Here is a 16,290-nt window from a genome sequence, read left to right on the forward strand (position 1 = left end):
GGCTTTACTCCTCGCAGTCGCGGCTTAGTCCGCGACGTGCGGATTCACACAGTTCTTCTCAACCTTTCCTTGTAACGCATTAATCAAATTATCCACGGCACAGGCGGCCATGCCATAACGCGTCTCATGGGTGGCAGATCCAATATGCGGTAATGCGACGACGTTGGCCATTGAGAGCAACGGCGAATCTACGGACAGTGGCTCTTGTTCGAAGACATCCAGCCCGGCGGCGTGAATTTCCCCTTTCTGCAATGCAGCAATCAGTGCATTTTCATCAACCACCGGGCCACGTCCGGCATTAATGAAAATGGCGGAGGATTTCATTTTGGCGAATTGTTCTGCGCCAAACAGATGATGCGTCTCATCCGTTAACGGCAGGATCAGGCAAACGAAATCTGACTCTTGTAACAGAGTATCCAAATCGCAGTAGCGGGCGTTGAAGCGTTCTTCTGCTTCTTTATGGTGGCGACGCGCGTTATAGAGGATGGGCATGTTGAAGCCAAAGTGCGCACGTTGTGCCAGCGCCATGCCGATCCGTCCCATCCCGACAATGCCCAGTGTTTTATGGTGAACGTCAGTGCCGTACCAGTCCGGGCCTATACTCGCGGTCCATTCGCCTGCTTTTACCCGTTCTGCTACCTCCACAACCCGACGAGCGGTAGACAACACCAGCGCCATCAGCGTATCGGCGACGGTTTCTGTTAATACGGTTGGTGTGTGCATCAGCAGAATTTTTCGGGCGGTAAGCGCATCGACATCAAAATTGTCATAGCCGACGGAGATCGTTGATGTGGCACGCAGTTTCGGCATTTTTTCCAGCAATGCGGCATCAACATTCTCATTTGAACCCAGCAAGCCTTCAGCTTCGGCAAAAATTGCTGCATTTTGTTCGACGGTTTGTGGGCTGAGGTTTGCTACCTGGTGAACGGTGAAATGTTCTTGCAGGCGTTGCAGTAAATCATCAGGTAAGGCTTTGTAGAGGATAACGGACGGCTTCATGCTTCTCTCCATTCACTGATAAGGCGATCACCTTAGCCTGAAATATGATGAAGGAAAACTGAAGAATGCCAGGTGATTTCTGCATCACCTGACATGAAAGGGATTACAGTGGGCTTAAGGTAATTTCTACACGGCGGTTTTGCGCCTTACCTTCTGCGGTGCTGTTGCTGGCGATTGGGTTAGCCGGGCCAAGGCCCTGAGTACGGATGCGGCTGGCGTCCACGCCCTGGGTGATCAACGCGCTGGCAACGGAATCCGCACGCTGCTGGGAGAGACGCATGTTCAGGTCGTGACTCCCCGTGCTGTCGGTATAACCAATCACGTTAACCGCCGTTTTCGGATACTCTTTCAGTACCATTGCCACGCCGGTCAGGGTGTTAGCGCCCGCCGGTTTCAGGGTTGCGCTGCTGCTGTCGAAGGTCACATTGTTCGGCATATTGAGGATAATGTTATCCCCGCTGCGGGTTACGCTAACACCAGTGCCGCGCATTTTGTCACGCAGCTTCGCTTCCTGCACATCCATGTAATAACCAACGCCGCCGCCCAGAGCTGCGCCTGCTGCTGCGCCAATGAGCGCGCCTTTACCGCGATCTTTCTTCGAAGAAGAGAGCGCACCAATACCCGCGCCAACGAGAGAGCCCAGACCTGCGCCGATAGCAGATTTACCTGCTTCGCGTTCGCCGGTGTAAGGGTTAGTTGTACAGCCAGATACCGCCAGAGCGCCACTCACTACGGCGGCAATAAGATAAACACGTTTCTTCATTGTTAATCCTTAATAACCTTTTTATTCTTTGCCACGGGTTCCGTGGCGGGAGATTATGCCGCGTGAGCATGAAGATTATTCCTGGGAATACTCGGAAATTTGTAAGTAATATTTAACTGCTCAATACATCTAACCTTTCAGGAGTCTTCGGTTTGGCCAACTCATCCTCACGATATTCCGTTCTGACTGCCGCCCACTGGGGGCCTATGCTGGTTGAAACCGACGGCGAAACCGTGTTTAGCTCGCGTGGCGCGTTAGCCACAGGAATGGAAAACTCCTTGCAGAGCGCGGTTCGCGACCAGGTTCACAGCAATACGCGGGTGCGATTTCCAATGGTGCGCAAAGGCTTTCTTGCGTCACCGGAAAATCCGCAAGGCATTCGTGGGCAGGATGAATTTGTTCGCGTGAGTTGGGATGAGGCGCTGGAGCTTATTCACCATCAACATAAACGCATTCGTGAGGCTTATGGTCCGGCATCGATTTTTGCTGGTTCCTACGGCTGGCGTTCAAACGGCGTGCTGCATAAGGCCTCGACATTATTACAACGCTATATGGCGTTGGCAGGCGGTTATACTGGGCATCTGGGGGATTATTCGACCGGCGCGGCACAGGCGATCATGCCGTATGTCGTGGGTGGCAGCGAAGTTTATCAACAGCAAACCAGTTGGCCGCTGGTGCTGGAACATAGCGATGTCGTGGTGCTGTGGAGTGCTAACCCACTCAATACGCTGAAAATTGCGTGGAATGCATCCGATGAGCAGGGGCTTTCTTACTTTTCCGCACTGCGTGACAGCGGGAAAAAGCTGATCTGCATTGATCCAATGCGATCGGAAACCGTCGATTTCTTTGGCGATAAAATGGAGTGGGTGGCACCGCACATGGGCACCGATGTTGCGTTGATGCTGGGGATCGCCCATACGCTGGTGGAAAATGGTTGGCACGACGAAGCGTTTCTGGCGCGTTGCACCACAGGTTATGCTGTCTTCGCCTCTTATTTGCTGGGCGAGAGTGACGGAATAGCGAAAAACGCCGAATGGGCGGCAGAGATTTGTGGTGTTGGCGCAGCGAAAATCCGCGAGCTGGCGGCTATTTTCCACCAAAATACAACCATGCTGATGGCAGGCTGGGGAATGCAGCGCCAACAGTTTGGTGAGCAAAAACACTGGATGATCGTCACGCTGGCGGCAATGTTGGGGCAAATCGGCACACCCGGCGGCGGTTTTGGTCTTTCTTACCATTTTGCCAATGGTGGTAACCCCACGCGCCGCGCTGCGGTGCTCTCTTCCATGCAGGGCAGCTTGCCGGGTGGCACCGATGCGGTAGATAAAATCCCTGTCGCCCGCATTGTTGAAGCACTGGAAAACCCTGGTGGCGCATATCAACATAACGGTATGGACCGACATTTCCCGGATATTCGTTTTATCTGGTGGGCGGGTGGTGCCAACTTTACTCATCATCAGGATACCAATCGCCTGATCCGTGCCTGGCAAAAACCGGAGCTGGTGGTGATCTCCGAATGCTTCTGGACGGCTGCGGCGAAACACGCGGATATCGTTCTGCCTGCGACCACCTCTTTTGAGCGTAATGATCTCACCATGACCGGTGATTACAGTAATCAGCATCTGGTGCCGATGAAGCAAGTGGTGCCGCCACGCGATGAAGCGCGTAATGATTTTGATGTTTTTGCCGAGTTGAGTGAACGTTGGGAGAAGGGCGGTTATGCACGTTTTACGGAAGGAAAAAGTGAGCTGCAATGGCTGGAAACGTTTTATAACGTTGCCCGGCAGCGCGGGGCAAGCCAGCAGGTTGAATTGCCGCCATTTGCTGAGTTCTGGCAAGCCAACCAGTTAATTGAGATGCCGGAAAACCCGGACAGTGAGCGGTTTATTCGCTTCGCCGATTTTCGCCGCGATCCGCAGGCGCATCCATTAAAAACCGCCAGCGGTAAGATTGAAATCTTCTCGCAGCGTATTGCCGATTACGCTTATCCGGATTGCCCGGGGCATCCAATGTGGCTGGCGCCGGACGAATGGCAGGGTAATGCCGAACCGGAACAGTTGCAGGTACTTTCTGCTCATCCGGCGCATCGTCTGCACAGCCAGCTGAATTACAGTTCTCTGCGCGAATTGTACGCGGTGGCAAATCGTGAGCCTGTCACCATTCATCCTGACGATGCCCAGACGCGCGGCATACAAGATGGCGATACTGTTCGGCTGTGGAACTCACGCGGGCAAATTCTTGCCGGCGCGGTCATTAGCGAGGGAATTAAACCTGGCGTGATTTGTATTCACGAAGGCGCATGGCCGGATTTGGATTTAACCGCTGACGGCATTTGTAAAAACGGCGCAGTGAACGTGCTGACCAAAGATCTCCCCAGCTCGCGGCTGGGGAATGGCTGTGCGGGTAATACGGCGCTGGCATGGCTGGAAAAATACAACGGTCCGGAACTGACAGTTACAGCGTTTGAACCACCGGCCAGCTCATAATCCAGGTGGGTAGTTGGGTTTCATCCTGCCATGCGCAATCGACAATGTGAAAACCCTGCGCATGGTAGAAATCTATCGCCGGTTGATTTTTTTGATAAACCTCCAGCATCAGATGGGGATGGCGCTGCTGCACATACTGCATCAGCGCCTTACCAATACCGCGCCTGACGGCCTTCGGTGCGACAAACATTGCTGCCAGAAATCGGCCTTCCATAATGCTGACAAAACCGAGAAGCTTACCGTCTTCTTCCCAGACCCAGTTTTGCGCGTTGGCAAGATACGCATCCCGCACCAGCGGAATGCAGTCACGCCAGTAACTCGATTTTATAAAGGGATGCCCCCAGGTTGTACTTTCCAGCCACAGTTCGAGGAGCGCGGGGAGTTCTGAACGTTGCGCTTCCCGAATCATGGTTTATTTCCCGGATGGCAACAGCAGCCAACCACATGATCATTCACCAGCCCACATGCCTGCATAAAGGAGTAACAGATTGTGGTACCGACAAACTTAAAACCACGTTTTTTTAGTGCCTTAGATAGGGCGTCGGAGGCGGGTGTAGATGTGGGGATTTCGCTCAACGTTGTGGCTTGTGTCACCTGTGGTTGATGATTGACAAACGACCAGACAAAGTCGGCAAACGGTTCGCCGTTCTGTTCCATTTGCAGGTACGCCCGCGCATTACCAATAATTGCCTGAATTTTCCCACGATGGCGGATAATCCCGGCGTCCTGTACCAGTCTTTCGACATCCTCTTCCTGCATTGCGGCAACTTTCACCGGATCGAACTGATGAAAGCATGCGCGATAGTTTTCGCGTTTTTTGAGGACGGTGATCCACGATAACCCAGCCTGCTGCCCTTCCAGGCAGATCATTTCGAACAGTTTTTTACTGTCAGTTTCAGGCACGCCCCATTCATTATCATGGTAGGCAATATAAAGCGGGTCCTGACTCACCCAGCCGCAACGTTCCATACTTTCCCTCGCTATGTACCCGATCGTAAAAATTTCAGCCGCTTTTCTTGACGCATCGGTGAAAAAGTCAATATTTAATACAGGGCTACTATGCCCGATATCCTTCATACAATGACAATAATATTGCCGAATTCGGCTCTTCCCTGGAGTCGTGTTAATGATCATAAAAAAAAGCGGTGGTCGCTGGCAGCTAAGCCTGCTTGCGAGCGTGGTAATCAGTGCCTTTTTTCTCAACACAGCTTACGCCTGGCAACAAGAATATATCGTTGATACGCAACCCGGACATTCCACAGAGCATTACACCTGGGATAGCGATCATCAACCTGATTACAACGATATTTTGTCGCAACGTATTCAAAGTAGCCAAAGGGCGCTGGGACTGGAAGTCAATCTGGCGGAAGAAACCCCTGTGGATGTGACCAGCAGTATGAGTATGGGCTGGAATTTTCCTTTATATGAGCAGGTTACAACCGGCCCGGTCGCGGCATTACATTACGATGGCACAACCACCTCGATGTATAACGAGTTTGGCGACAGTACTACCACGCTGGCCGATCCGTTATGGCATGCCAGCGTGAGTACCTTAGGCTGGCGTGTTGACTCCCGGCTTGGCGATCTCCGACCCTGGGCGCAAATCAGCTATAACCAGCAATTTGGCGAGAATATCTGGAAGGCGCAATCAGGCCTGAGCCGGATGACGGCGACAAACCAGAACGGCAACTGGCTGGATGTCACCGTAGGCGCTGATATGTTGCTCAATCAAAATATTGCTGCCTATGCTGCGCTATCTCAGGCAGAAAATACCACTAACAATAGCGACTATCTGTATACGATGGGGGTTAGTGCCAGATTTTAACGTTATAGATACAATTGAAACCCATAAATAACAACTAATGTGGCGATAGTGGGGACTAACTTACTAAATAATAAATTTGGCGAATAATTGTCGAGTCATTCATTCCTGAACTAATGCATTTCATTCCGTTCTGATGGCATTTCATGCCGTTTTTCCCCAGGCATAAAGCGCACTTCGTTATGGTTGTCAGCAGAGATTTTTCCTTTTTATTACTGCAGGAATACTGCCATGACACCTTCAAATTATCAGCGTACTCGCTGGCTGACACTCATCGGTACTATCATTACCCAGTTTGCTCTGGGGTCGGTTTATACCTGGAGTCTGTTTAACGGTGCGCTTTCTGCCAAGCTGGGGGCTCCTGTAAGCCAGGTTGCTTTCTCTTTCGGCTTGTTAAGTCTGGGGCTGGCAATTTCGTCTTCTGTTGCGGGCAAATTGCAGGAACGTTTTGGTGTTAAACGCGTCACTATGGCTTCCGGCATTTTGCTGGGATTAGGTTTCTTCCTGACAGCACATTCCAACAACCTGATGATGCTGTGGTTAAGCGCCGGTGTGTTGGTTGGTCTGGCGGATGGTGCGGGTTACCTGTTGACGCTCTCTAACTGCGTGAAGTGGTTTCCGGAGCGTAAGGGACTTATCTCTGCTTTTGCTATCGGTTCTTATGGTCTGGGCAGCCTGGGTTTTAAATTTATCGACACGCACCTGCTCGAAACGGTGGGTCTGGAAAAAACCTTTGTTATTTGGGGCGCGATTGTACTGGTGATGATTGTCTTTGGCGCAACGTTAATGAAAGATGCGCCGAAGCAGGAAGTGAAAACCAGCAATGGTGTGGTGGAGAAGGACTACACCCTGGCAGAGTCGATGCGTAAACCGCAGTACTGGATGTTAGCGGTTATGTTCCTGACTGCGTGCATGAGTGGTCTGTATGTGATTGGTGTAGCGAAAGATATCGCTCAAAGTCTGGCGCATCTTGATGCAATTTCCGCAGCCAATGCTGTGACGGTTATTTCCATCGCCAACCTTTCTGGTCGTCTGGTGCTGGGCATTCTGTCTGACAAAATCGCCCGTATCCGTGTTATCACCATTGGTCAGGTGATTGCGCTGGTGGGTATGGCGGCCCTGCTGTTTGCACCATTGAATGCAGTGACGTTCTTTGCAGCGATTGCCTGTGTGGCATTTAACTTTGGTGGCACGATTACGGTGTTCCCGTCACTGGTCAGTGAGTTCTTCGGCCTCAATAACCTGGCGAAAAACTACGGCGTCATTTACCTCGGTTTCGGTATCGGCAGCATTTGTGGTTCGATTATCGCTTCACTGTTTGGCGGATTCTATGTGACTTTCTACGTGATTTTCGCCCTGCTGATTCTGTCACTGGCGCTTTCTACGACCATTCGCCAGCCAGAGCAGAAAATGTTGCGTGAGGCGCATGGCTCCCTTTAATGCTCAGCCGTGAGCTACTGGGCTTCAGCTTCAGTGTGCATCAAACGCATCAACGAAATGTATAAACAATAACGCGTAAAATTTGGGCCAGTTAACTGGCCCTTTTTACTGCTTTTTGTAACGCTAAAGTCTCTTTTCAAACTTGCATTTTTGTAAATTTGTGCTTCGTGCACACTCTTTCCCCACACTTTTTCCCTTTGCTGTGGTCTACTTATTCGCGCGTGTAGATTTTACTTATCTGACTACCTCCGCACTTTTCCCCTGCCTGGCCTGAAAAGCCACTAAGCAGGGTGTTATCACCTGTTTGTCCAGGGTTTGTTTGCATGAGATACATCAAATCGATTACACAGCAGAAGCTGAGCTTTTTGCTTGCAATCTATATTGGCCTTTTTATGAATGGCGCGGTTTTTTACCGCCGCTTTGGCAGCTATGCGCACGATTTTACCGTCTGGAAAGGCATTTCTGCTGTTGTTGAACTGGCCGCCACCGTACTGGTGACCTTCTTTTTACTGCGTCTGCTTTCGCTGTTTGGCCGCCGCAGCTGGCGTATTCTGGCATCGCTGGTGGTGCTCTTTTCTGCAGGTGCCAGCTATTACATGACCTTCCTTAATGTAGTCATTGGTTATGGCATCATCGCATCCGTCATGACCACCGATATCGACCTGTCAAAAGAAGTTGTTGGTCTGAACTTTATTCTCTGGTTAATCGCCGTAAGCGCGTTGCCTCTTATCCTTATCTGGAATAACCGCTGTCGTTACACCTTGCTCCGACAACTGCGAACCCCAGGGCAACGTATTCGCAGCCTGGCGGTCGTCGTACTGGCAGGTATTATGGTTTGGGCACCGATTCGTTTGCTGGATATCCAGCAGAAGAAAGTGGAGAGGGCGACAGGTGTTGATTTGCCGAGTTATGGCGGCGTCGTCGCGAACTCTTATCTGCCATCAAACTGGCTTTCGGCATTAGGTCTTTATGCCTGGGCGCGGGTCGATGAATCTTCCGATAACAATTCTCTCCTTAACCCTGCGAAGAAGTTTACGTACCAGGCTCCACAAAACGTTGATGATACATATGTCGTTTTCATTATTGGTGAAACCACGCGCTGGGATCATATGGGCATTTTCGGCTATGAACGCAATACCACACCGAAACTGGCTCAGGAGAAAAATCTGGCGGCGTTCCGTGGTTACTCCTGTGATACTGCAACCAAACTCTCACTGCGTTGCATGTTTGTACGTCAGGGTGGAGCAGAAGATAATCCGCAGCGCACATTAAAAGAACAGAACATTTTCGCGGTATTGAAGCAGTTAGGATTCAGTTCTGATCTCTACGCTATGCAAAGCGAAATGTGGTTCTACAGCAATACGATGGCGGACAACATTGCTTATCGTGAGCAGATTGGTGCGGAGCCACGTAACCGTGGCAAACCGGTAGATGATATGTTGCTGGTAGACGAAATGCAGCAATCGCTGGGGCGCAACCCGGATGGTAAGCATCTGATCATTCTGCATACCAAAGGCTCACACTTTAACTACACCCAGCGTTACCCGCGCAGCTTTGCGCAGTGGAAGCCGGAATGTATTGGTGTTGATAGCGGCTGTACCAAAGCGCAGATGATCAACTCATACGACAACTCGGTGACCTATGTGGATCACTTTATTTCCAGCGTGATTGATCAGGTTCGCGATAAGAAAGCGATTGTGTTCTATGCAGCTGACCACGGTGAGTCAATTAATGAACGCGAGCACCTGCACGGCACGCCGCGTGAACTGGCACCGCCGGAACAGTTCCGTGTGCCGATGATGGTCTGGATGTCGGATAAATATCTGGAAAATCCGGTCAATGCGCAGGCATTTGCGCAGCTGAAAAAAGAAGCCGACATGAAAGTGCCACGCCGTCATGTAGAGCTGTACGACACCATCATGGGTTGTCTTGGCTATACTTCACCGGATGGTGGAATTAACGAAAACAACAACTGGTGCCACATCCCGCAGGCAAGAGAGGCGGCGGCTAACTAAGAGGCCTGCTGACTTTCTCGCCGATCAAAAGGCATTTTGCTATTAAGGGATTGACGAGGGCGTATCTGCGCAGTAAGATGCGCCCCGCATTCGGTGATTGGCGCAGCCTGGTAGCGCACTTCGTTCGGGACGAAGGGGTCGGAGGTTCGAATCCTCTATCACCGACCAAATTCGAAAAGCCTGCTCAACGAGCAGGCTTTTTTGCATCTGTAACTCATGAGGAAGAGAACCCCCGGGGGCGGGGAGGTTCGACTCGACGTAGGCCTAATAAGACGCACCAGCGTCGCATCAGGCAAATGTACCGGCCCATTGTCGGATGCGGCGCGACCGCCTTATCCGATCTACACACCACACATTTCCCTGTCAAATTTGCGCCCCATATCTCACTATCCATTAACGGATTTGTGACAGAAACCATTGTCTTTTTTTATATTTGCTTAAATCTTTTTTTGCGTTACTTATGGCTGGCGCTGGCATTTTCCGCTGTGCGTTTTAGCGTTCATGGTATTAATCGCTCAGATATCCACCTTTACCTCAGATTTTTTTCATTAAATGCATAAAACTTAATCACCAAATGTTGCTAAATATTAAGCTGATTGTTCTGGTTGTGTTGGCGTAGCACAAATTTCTCTGCTGCAAATAGCTGTTTGAAGTTTTTTTAATCTTTGTTTGTGGATTCTCACCGTTGGTGTAAATCCCGGTTGGCTGTATTGACGTTTTCACATTCTGTTGACAGATTGTAGGTCACGAGGGGCATTTTATGGAGGATCCGCACTGTTACACTGATGTTAATTAGTACGGCATCCCCACCTCATAACGTTGACCCGACCGGGCAAAAAACAAAAAAGGTCAGGCAGCGACAACCCACTGCAAAGGGTTAAAACAACAAACATCACAATTGGAGCAGAATAATGCGTATTTCCTTGAAAAAGTCAGGGATGCTGAAGCTTGGTCTCAGCCTGGTGGCTATGACCGTCGCAGCAAGTGTTCAGGCTAAAACTCTGGTTTATTGCTCAGAAGGATCTCCGGAAGGGTTTAACCCGCAGCTGTTTACCTCCGGCACCACCTATGACGCCTCTTCCGTACCGCTTTATAACCGTCTGGTTGAATTTAAAATCGGCACCACTGAAGTCATCCCGGGCCTCGCTGAAAAGTGGGAAGTCAGTGAAGACGGTAAAACCTATACCTTCCATCTGCGTAAAGGTGTGAAGTGGCACGACAATAAAGAATTCAAACCGACGCGCGAACTGAATGCCGATGATGTAGTGTTCTCGTTCGATCGTCAGAAAAACGCGCAAAACCCGTACCATAAAGTCTCTGGCGGCAGCTACGAATACTTCGAAGGCATGGGCTTGCCAGAGCTGATCAGCGAAGTGAAAAAGGTGGACGATAACACCGTTCAGTTTGTGCTGACTCGCCCGGAAGCGCCGTTCCTCGCTGACCTGGCAATGGACTTCGCCTCTATTCTGTCAAAAGAATATGCTGACGCGATGATGAAAGCCGGTACACCGGAAAAACTGGACCTCAACCCAATCGGTACCGGCCCGTTCCAGTTACAGCAGTACCAGAAAGATTCCCGTATTCGCTATAAAGCGTTTGATGGCTACTGGGGCACCAAACCGAAGATCGATACGCTGGTCTTCTCTATTACTCCTGACGCTTCCGTGCGTTACGCGAAATTGCAGAAGAACGAATGCCAGGTGATGCCGTACCCGAACCCGGCAGATATCGCCCGCATGAAGCAGGATAAATCCATCAACCTGATGGAAATGCCGGGGCTGAACGTCGGTTATCTCTCGTATAACGTGCAGAAAAAACCACTGGATGACGTGAAAGTTCGCCAGGCTCTGACCTACGCGGTGAACAAAGACGCCATCATCAAAGCGGTTTATCAGGGCGCGGGCGTATCAGCGAAAAACCTGATCCCGCCAACCATGTGGGGCTATAACGACGACGTTCAGGACTACACTTACGATCCTGAAAAAGCGAAAGCCTTGCTGAAAGAAGCGGGTCTGGAAAAAGGTTTCTCCATCGACCTGTGGGCAATGCCGGTACAACGTCCGTATAACCCGAATGCTCGCCGCATGGCGGAGATGATTCAGGCAGACTGGGCGAAAGTGGGCGTGCAGGCCAAAATCGTCACCTACGAATGGGGTGAGTACCTCAAGCGTGCGAAAGATGGCGAGCATCAGACGGTAATGATGGGCTGGACTGGCGATAACGGGGATCCGGATAACTTCTTCGCCACCCTGTTCAGCTGCGCCGCCTCTGAACAAGGCTCCAACTACTCAAAATGGTGCTACAAACCGTTTGAAGATCTGATTCAACCGGCGCGTGCTACCGACGACCACAATAAACGTGTTGAACTGTACAAACAAGCACAGGTCGTGATGCACGATCAGGCTCCGGCACTGATCATCGCTCACTCCACCGTGTTTGAACCGGTACGCAAAGAAGTTAAAGGCTATGTGGTTGATCCATTAGGCAAACATCACTTCGAAAATGTCTCTATCGAATAATTAAAGCCATACAAGACTGATGGCAAAGGCAAAACTGCCTGATGCGCTCCGCTTATCAGGCCTACGAAAACTCTGCAATGTATTGAGTTTGCACGATTTTGTAGGTCGGATAAGGCGTTTGCGCCGCATCCGGCATAAACAAAGCGCTCTTTGTCAACAATCTGCATACCCGGTGGCGCTGTGCCTCTGCGTGCAGCGCCATCCGGCAGCAATACTTCATTCCCTGTCCCACAAGGGCGGGAATTGATTTGTGAGCAATACAGACACGCAGTTCCAGGCTGCGGGTCACTATAGAGAATCCGGGTTATGTTGCAGTTTATTCTCCGACGTTTGGGACTCGTCATCCCCACGTTTATCGGTATTACCCTTCTCACATTTGCCTTTGTCCACATGATCCCGGGCGATCCGGTGATGATCATGGCGGGCGAACGTGGGATCTCCCCAGAGCGTCACGCGCAATTGCTGGCTGAACTCGGCTTAGATAAACCGATGTGGCAGCAGTATCTCCATTACATTTGGGGCGTAATGCACGGTGATTTAGGCATTTCCATGAAAAGCCGAATTCCGGTATGGGAAGAGTTCGTGCCGCGCTTTCAGGCCACGCTGGAACTTGGCGTCTGCGCGATGATTTTTGCGACCGCAGTCGGGATTCCGGTTGGTGTGCTGGCTGCGGTTAAACGTGGTTCCATTTTCGATCACACAGCGGTTGGCCTGGCGCTGACCGGCTACTCGATGCCAATTTTCTGGTGGGGCATGATGTTGATCATGCTGGTTTCGGTGCACTGGAACCTGACGCCTGTCTCCGGTCGCGTGAGCGACATGGTGTTCCTCGATGATTCCAATCCGTTAACCGGTTTTATGCTGATCGACACCGCCATCTGGGGTGAAGACGGTAACTTTATCGATGCCGTCGCCCATATGATCCTGCCCGCCATTGTGCTGGGTACTATTCCGCTGGCGGTCATTGTGCGTATGACGCGCTCCTCGATGCTGGAAGTGCTGGGCGAAGATTATATCCGCACCGCGCGTGCCAAAGGTCTTACCCGGATGCGGGTGATTATCGTCCATGCGCTGCGTAACGCGATGCTGCCGGTGGTGACCGTTATCGGCCTGCAGGTGGGAACATTGCTGGCGGGGGCGATTCTGACTGAAACCATCTTCTCGTGGCCGGGTCTGGGGCGCTGGTTGATTGACGCACTGCAACGCCGCGATTATCCGGTAGTGCAGGGCGGCGTATTGCTGGTGGCGACGATGATTATCCTCGTCAACCTGCTGGTCGATCTGCTGTACGGCGTGGTGAACCCGCGTATTCGTCATAAGAAGTAAGGGGGCATCATGTCACAGGTTACTGAAAATAAAGTGATTAGCGCACCGGTGCCGATGACCCCGTTACAGGAGTTCTGGCACTATTTTAAACGCAACAAAGGCGCGGTTGTCGGGCTGGTTTACGTCGTCATCGTGCTGTTTATCGCGATCTTTGCCAACTGGATTGCACCCTATAACCCAGCGGAACAGTTCCGCGATGCACTGCTTGCCCCGCCTGCCTGGCAGGAAGGCGGCAGCATGGCGCACTTGCTGGGCACTGATGACGTGGGGCGTGATGTGCTGTCGCGGCTGATGTACGGCGCGCGCTTGTCGCTGCTGGTTGGCTGTCTGGTAGTGGTGTTATCGCTGATTATGGGCGTTATTCTCGGCCTGATCGCTGGTTACTTTGGCGGTCTGGTCGATAACATCATCATGCGCGTGGTCGATATCATGCTGGCGCTGCCAAGTCTACTGCTGGCACTGGTGCTGGTGGCGATTTTCGGCCCGTCGATTGGTAACGCCGCGCTGGCGCTAACCTTCGTTGCGCTGCCGCATTATGTGCGCTTAACCCGCGCCGCCGTGCTGGTGGAAGTTAACCGCGATTACGTCACCGCGTCTCGCGTGGCGGGTGCCGGGGCAATGCGCCAGATGTTTATTAACATCTTCCCGAACTGCCTTGCGCCGCTGATTGTTCAGGCGTCGCTCGGTTTCTCTAACGCCATTCTCGATATGGCTGCTCTTGGTTTCCTCGGCATGGGCGCGCAGCCGCCAACGCCGGAGTGGGGCACCATGCTCTCTGACGTGTTGCAGTTCGCGCAAAGCGCCTGGTGGGTCGTGACCTTCCCGGGTCTGGCGATCCTGCTGACGGTGCTGGCATTTAACCTGATGGGTGACGGTCTGCGTGACGCGCTCGATCCCAAACTGAAGCAGTAAGAGGTTCGAGATGGCGTTATTAAATGTAGATAAATTATCGGTGCATTTCGGCGACGAAAGCGCACCGTTCCGCGCTGTAGACCGCATCAGCTACAGCGTAAAACAGGGTGAAGTGGTCGGGATTGTGGGTGAGTCCGGCTCTGGTAAATCGGTCAGTTCGCTGGCGATTATGGGGCTGATTGATTATCCGGGCCGCGTAATGGCGGAAAAGCTGGAGTTTAACGGTCAGGATTTGCAGCGTATCTCAGAAAAAGAGCGCCGCAACCTGGTGGGTGCCGAAGTGGCAATGATCTTCCAGGACCCGATGACCAGCCTTAACCCGTGCTACACCGTGGGTTTCCAGATTATGGAAGCGATTAAGGTGCATCAAGGCGGCAACAAAAGTACCCGCCGTCAGCGAGCGATTGACCTGCTGAATCTGGTCGGTATTCCCGATCCGGCATCGCGTCTGGATGTTTACCCGCATCAGCTTTCCGGCGGCATGAGCCAGCGCGTGATGATCGCCATGGCGATTGCCTGTCGGCCAAAACTGCTGATTGCCGATGAACCAACCACTGCGCTGGACGTGACCATTCAGGCGCAAATTATCGAACTGCTGCTGGAGCTACAGCAGAAAGAGAACATGGCGCTGGTGTTAATTACCCATGACCTGGCGCTGGTGGCGGAAGCGGCACATAAAATTATCGTGATGTATGCAGGCCAGGTAGTAGAAACGGGCGATGCGCACGCTATCTTCCATGCGCCGCGTCACCCGTATACTCAGGCATTGCTGCGTGCGCTGCCGGAATTTGCTCAGGACAAAGAACGTCTGGCGTCGTTGCCAGGTGTCGTTCCCGGCAAGTACGACCGCCCGAACGGCTGCCTGCTTAACCCGCGCTGCCCCTACGCCACTGACAAATGCCGTGCTGAAGAACCGGCGCTGAATATGCTCGCTGACGGGCGTCAGTCCAAATGCCATTACCCACTTGATGATGCCGGGAGGCCGACACTATGAGTACGCATGAGGCCACCCCGCAACAACCGCTGTTGCAGGCTATCGACCTGAAAAAACATTATCCGGTGAAGAAAGGCATGTTCGCGCCGGAACGTCTGGTGAAGGCGCTGGATGGCGTTTCGTTTAACCTTGAACGTGGCAAAACGCTGGCAGTAGTAGGTGAATCTGGCTGCGGTAAATCGACCCTAGGTCGGTTGCTGACGATGATTGAAACGCCCACCGGCGGCGAACTGTATTACCAGGGGCAGGATCTGCTCAAGCACGATCCGCAGGCGCAGAAGCTACGTCGGCAGAAAATCCAGATTGTCTTCCAGAACCCTTACGGTTCGCTGAATCCGCGTAAAAAAGTTGGGCAGATTCTCGAAGAGCCGCTGCTGATCAACACCAGCTTAAGCAAAGAACAGCGTCGGGAAAAAGCCCTGTCGATGATGGCGAAAGTCGGCCTGAAAACCGAGCATTATGACCGCTATCCGCATATGTTCTCCGGCGGTCAGCGTCAGCGTATCGCCATTGCCCGAGGTCTGATGCTCGACCCGGATGTGGTGATTGCCGATGAGCCGGTTTCCGCGCTGGACGTCTCAGTGCGTGCGCAGGTGCTGAATCTGATGATGGATTTGCAGCAGGAACTGGGGCTATCTTATGTCTTTATCTCGCACGATCTGTCGGTGGTGGAGCACATTGCTGATGAAGTGATGGTGATGTACCTGGGCCGCTGCGTGGAGAAGGGGACGAAGGACCAAATCTTCAATAACCCGCGCCACCCGTACACTCAGGCGCTGCTCTCCGCGACACCACGCCTGAACCCGGACGATCGTCGCGAACGCATCAAACTTACCGGTGAACTGCCAAGCCCGCTGAATCCACCGCCAGGCTGCGCCTTCAACGCCCGCTGTCGTCGGCGCTTCGGCCCCTGCATCCAGTTGCAGCCGCAGCTAAAAGACTACGGCGGTCAACTGGTAGCTTGTTTTGCCGTTGATCAGGATGAAAATCCGCAGCGTTAACTCACAAAACCGG

The 16,290-nt window shown here is 52.2% G+C and carries 13 protein-coding genes and 1 tRNA gene; 10 read left to right on the top strand and 4 right to left on the bottom strand.

What is annotated here, in order from left to right:
* Positions 1-24 precede the first annotated feature (24 nt).
* Together ghrB and ACJHX4_RS10165 are read right to left on the bottom strand one after the other, a co-directional pair.
* Complete coding sequence (gene ghrB, locus ACJHX4_RS10160) at positions 25-999, bottom strand: glyoxylate/hydroxypyruvate reductase GhrB (protein WP_000805025.1); 975 nt, start codon at positions 997-999, stop codon at positions 25-27.
* Between the two features lie 103 nt (positions 1,000-1,102).
* On the bottom strand, positions 1,103-1,762 hold the full coding sequence (locus ACJHX4_RS10165; protein WP_000747631.1) for an OmpA family lipoprotein: 660 nt from the start codon (positions 1,760-1,762) through the stop codon (positions 1,103-1,105).
* 152 nt (positions 1,763-1,914) lie between these two features.
* Between ACJHX4_RS10165 and bisC the strand changes: the two genes are divergently transcribed.
* Positions 1,915-4,248, top strand: a complete 2,334-nt coding sequence (bisC, locus tag ACJHX4_RS10170; RefSeq protein ID WP_000013977.1) for a biotin sulfoxide reductase — start codon at positions 1,915-1,917, stop codon at positions 4,246-4,248.
* Here bisC and ACJHX4_RS10175 read toward each other — a convergent pair.
* Together ACJHX4_RS10175 and tag are read right to left on the bottom strand one after the other, a co-directional pair.
* On the bottom strand, positions 4,217-4,657 hold the full coding sequence (locus tag ACJHX4_RS10175; RefSeq protein ID WP_000617494.1) for an N-acetyltransferase: 441 nt from the start codon (positions 4,655-4,657) through the stop codon (positions 4,217-4,219). The genes bisC and ACJHX4_RS10175 overlap by 32 nt on opposite strands.
* Entirely contained in the window at positions 4,654-5,217 is a 564-nt protein-coding gene (gene tag / locus ACJHX4_RS10180; RefSeq protein WP_000438947.1) for a DNA-3-methyladenine glycosylase I, read from the bottom strand. The genes ACJHX4_RS10175 and tag overlap by 4 nt, the downstream gene beginning before the upstream one ends.
* Positions 5,218-5,374: 157 nt before the next feature.
* On the opposite strand from tag, the gene ACJHX4_RS10185 reads away from it, so the two are divergent.
* From ACJHX4_RS10185 to dppF, 9 genes are all read left to right on the top strand, one after another.
* Positions 5,375-6,073: an autotransporter outer membrane beta-barrel domain-containing protein gene (locus tag ACJHX4_RS10185; RefSeq protein WP_001532036.1), complete on the top strand. Its 699-nt coding sequence runs from the start codon at positions 5,375-5,377 to the stop codon at positions 6,071-6,073.
* 228 nt (positions 6,074-6,301) lie between these two features.
* Complete coding sequence (locus tag ACJHX4_RS10190) at positions 6,302-7,510, top strand: MFS transporter (RefSeq protein ID WP_000189046.1); 1,209 nt, start codon at positions 6,302-6,304, stop codon at positions 7,508-7,510.
* 323 nt (positions 7,511-7,833) lie between these two features.
* Positions 7,834-9,525, top strand: a complete 1,692-nt coding sequence (gene eptB / locus ACJHX4_RS10195) for a kdo(2)-lipid A phosphoethanolamine 7''-transferase (protein WP_001269202.1) — start codon at positions 7,834-7,836, stop codon at positions 9,523-9,525.
* Positions 9,526-9,616: 91 nt separating this feature from the next.
* Positions 9,617-9,693: transfer RNA gene (locus tag ACJHX4_RS10200), tRNA-Pro, on the top strand.
* A gap of 743 nt (positions 9,694-10,436) precedes the next feature.
* Positions 10,437-12,044, top strand: coding sequence for a dipeptide ABC transporter substrate-binding protein DppA (gene dppA, locus ACJHX4_RS10205; protein WP_001222871.1), 1,608 nt, complete (start codon positions 10,437-10,439; stop codon positions 12,042-12,044).
* A gap of 306 nt (positions 12,045-12,350) precedes the next feature.
* Positions 12,351-13,370, top strand: coding sequence for a dipeptide ABC transporter permease DppB (gene dppB / locus ACJHX4_RS10210; protein ID WP_000938855.1), 1,020 nt, complete (start codon positions 12,351-12,353; stop codon positions 13,368-13,370).
* A 9-nt stretch (positions 13,371-13,379) separates the two neighbouring features.
* Positions 13,380-14,282 carry a dipeptide ABC transporter permease DppC gene (gene dppC, locus ACJHX4_RS10215; RefSeq protein ID WP_000084677.1) on the top strand — a complete coding sequence of 301 codons (903 nt, stop codon included), beginning with the start codon at positions 13,380-13,382 and terminating at the stop codon, positions 14,280-14,282.
* Positions 14,283-14,292: 10 nt separating this feature from the next.
* Entirely contained in the window at positions 14,293-15,276 is a 984-nt protein-coding gene (dppD, locus tag ACJHX4_RS10220; RefSeq protein ID WP_001196477.1) for a dipeptide ABC transporter ATP-binding protein, read from the top strand.
* Complete coding sequence (gene dppF / locus ACJHX4_RS10225; protein WP_000103571.1) at positions 15,273-16,277, top strand: dipeptide ABC transporter ATP-binding subunit DppF; 1,005 nt, start codon at positions 15,273-15,275, stop codon at positions 16,275-16,277. Before dppD ends, dppF begins: the two co-directional genes overlap by 4 nt.
* Positions 16,278-16,290: the final 13 nt, after the last annotated feature.

It is taken from the genome of Escherichia sp. WS2035, from assembly GCF_046487065.1.
Taxonomy (GTDB): domain Bacteria; phylum Pseudomonadota; class Gammaproteobacteria; order Enterobacterales; family Enterobacteriaceae; genus Escherichia; species Escherichia coli.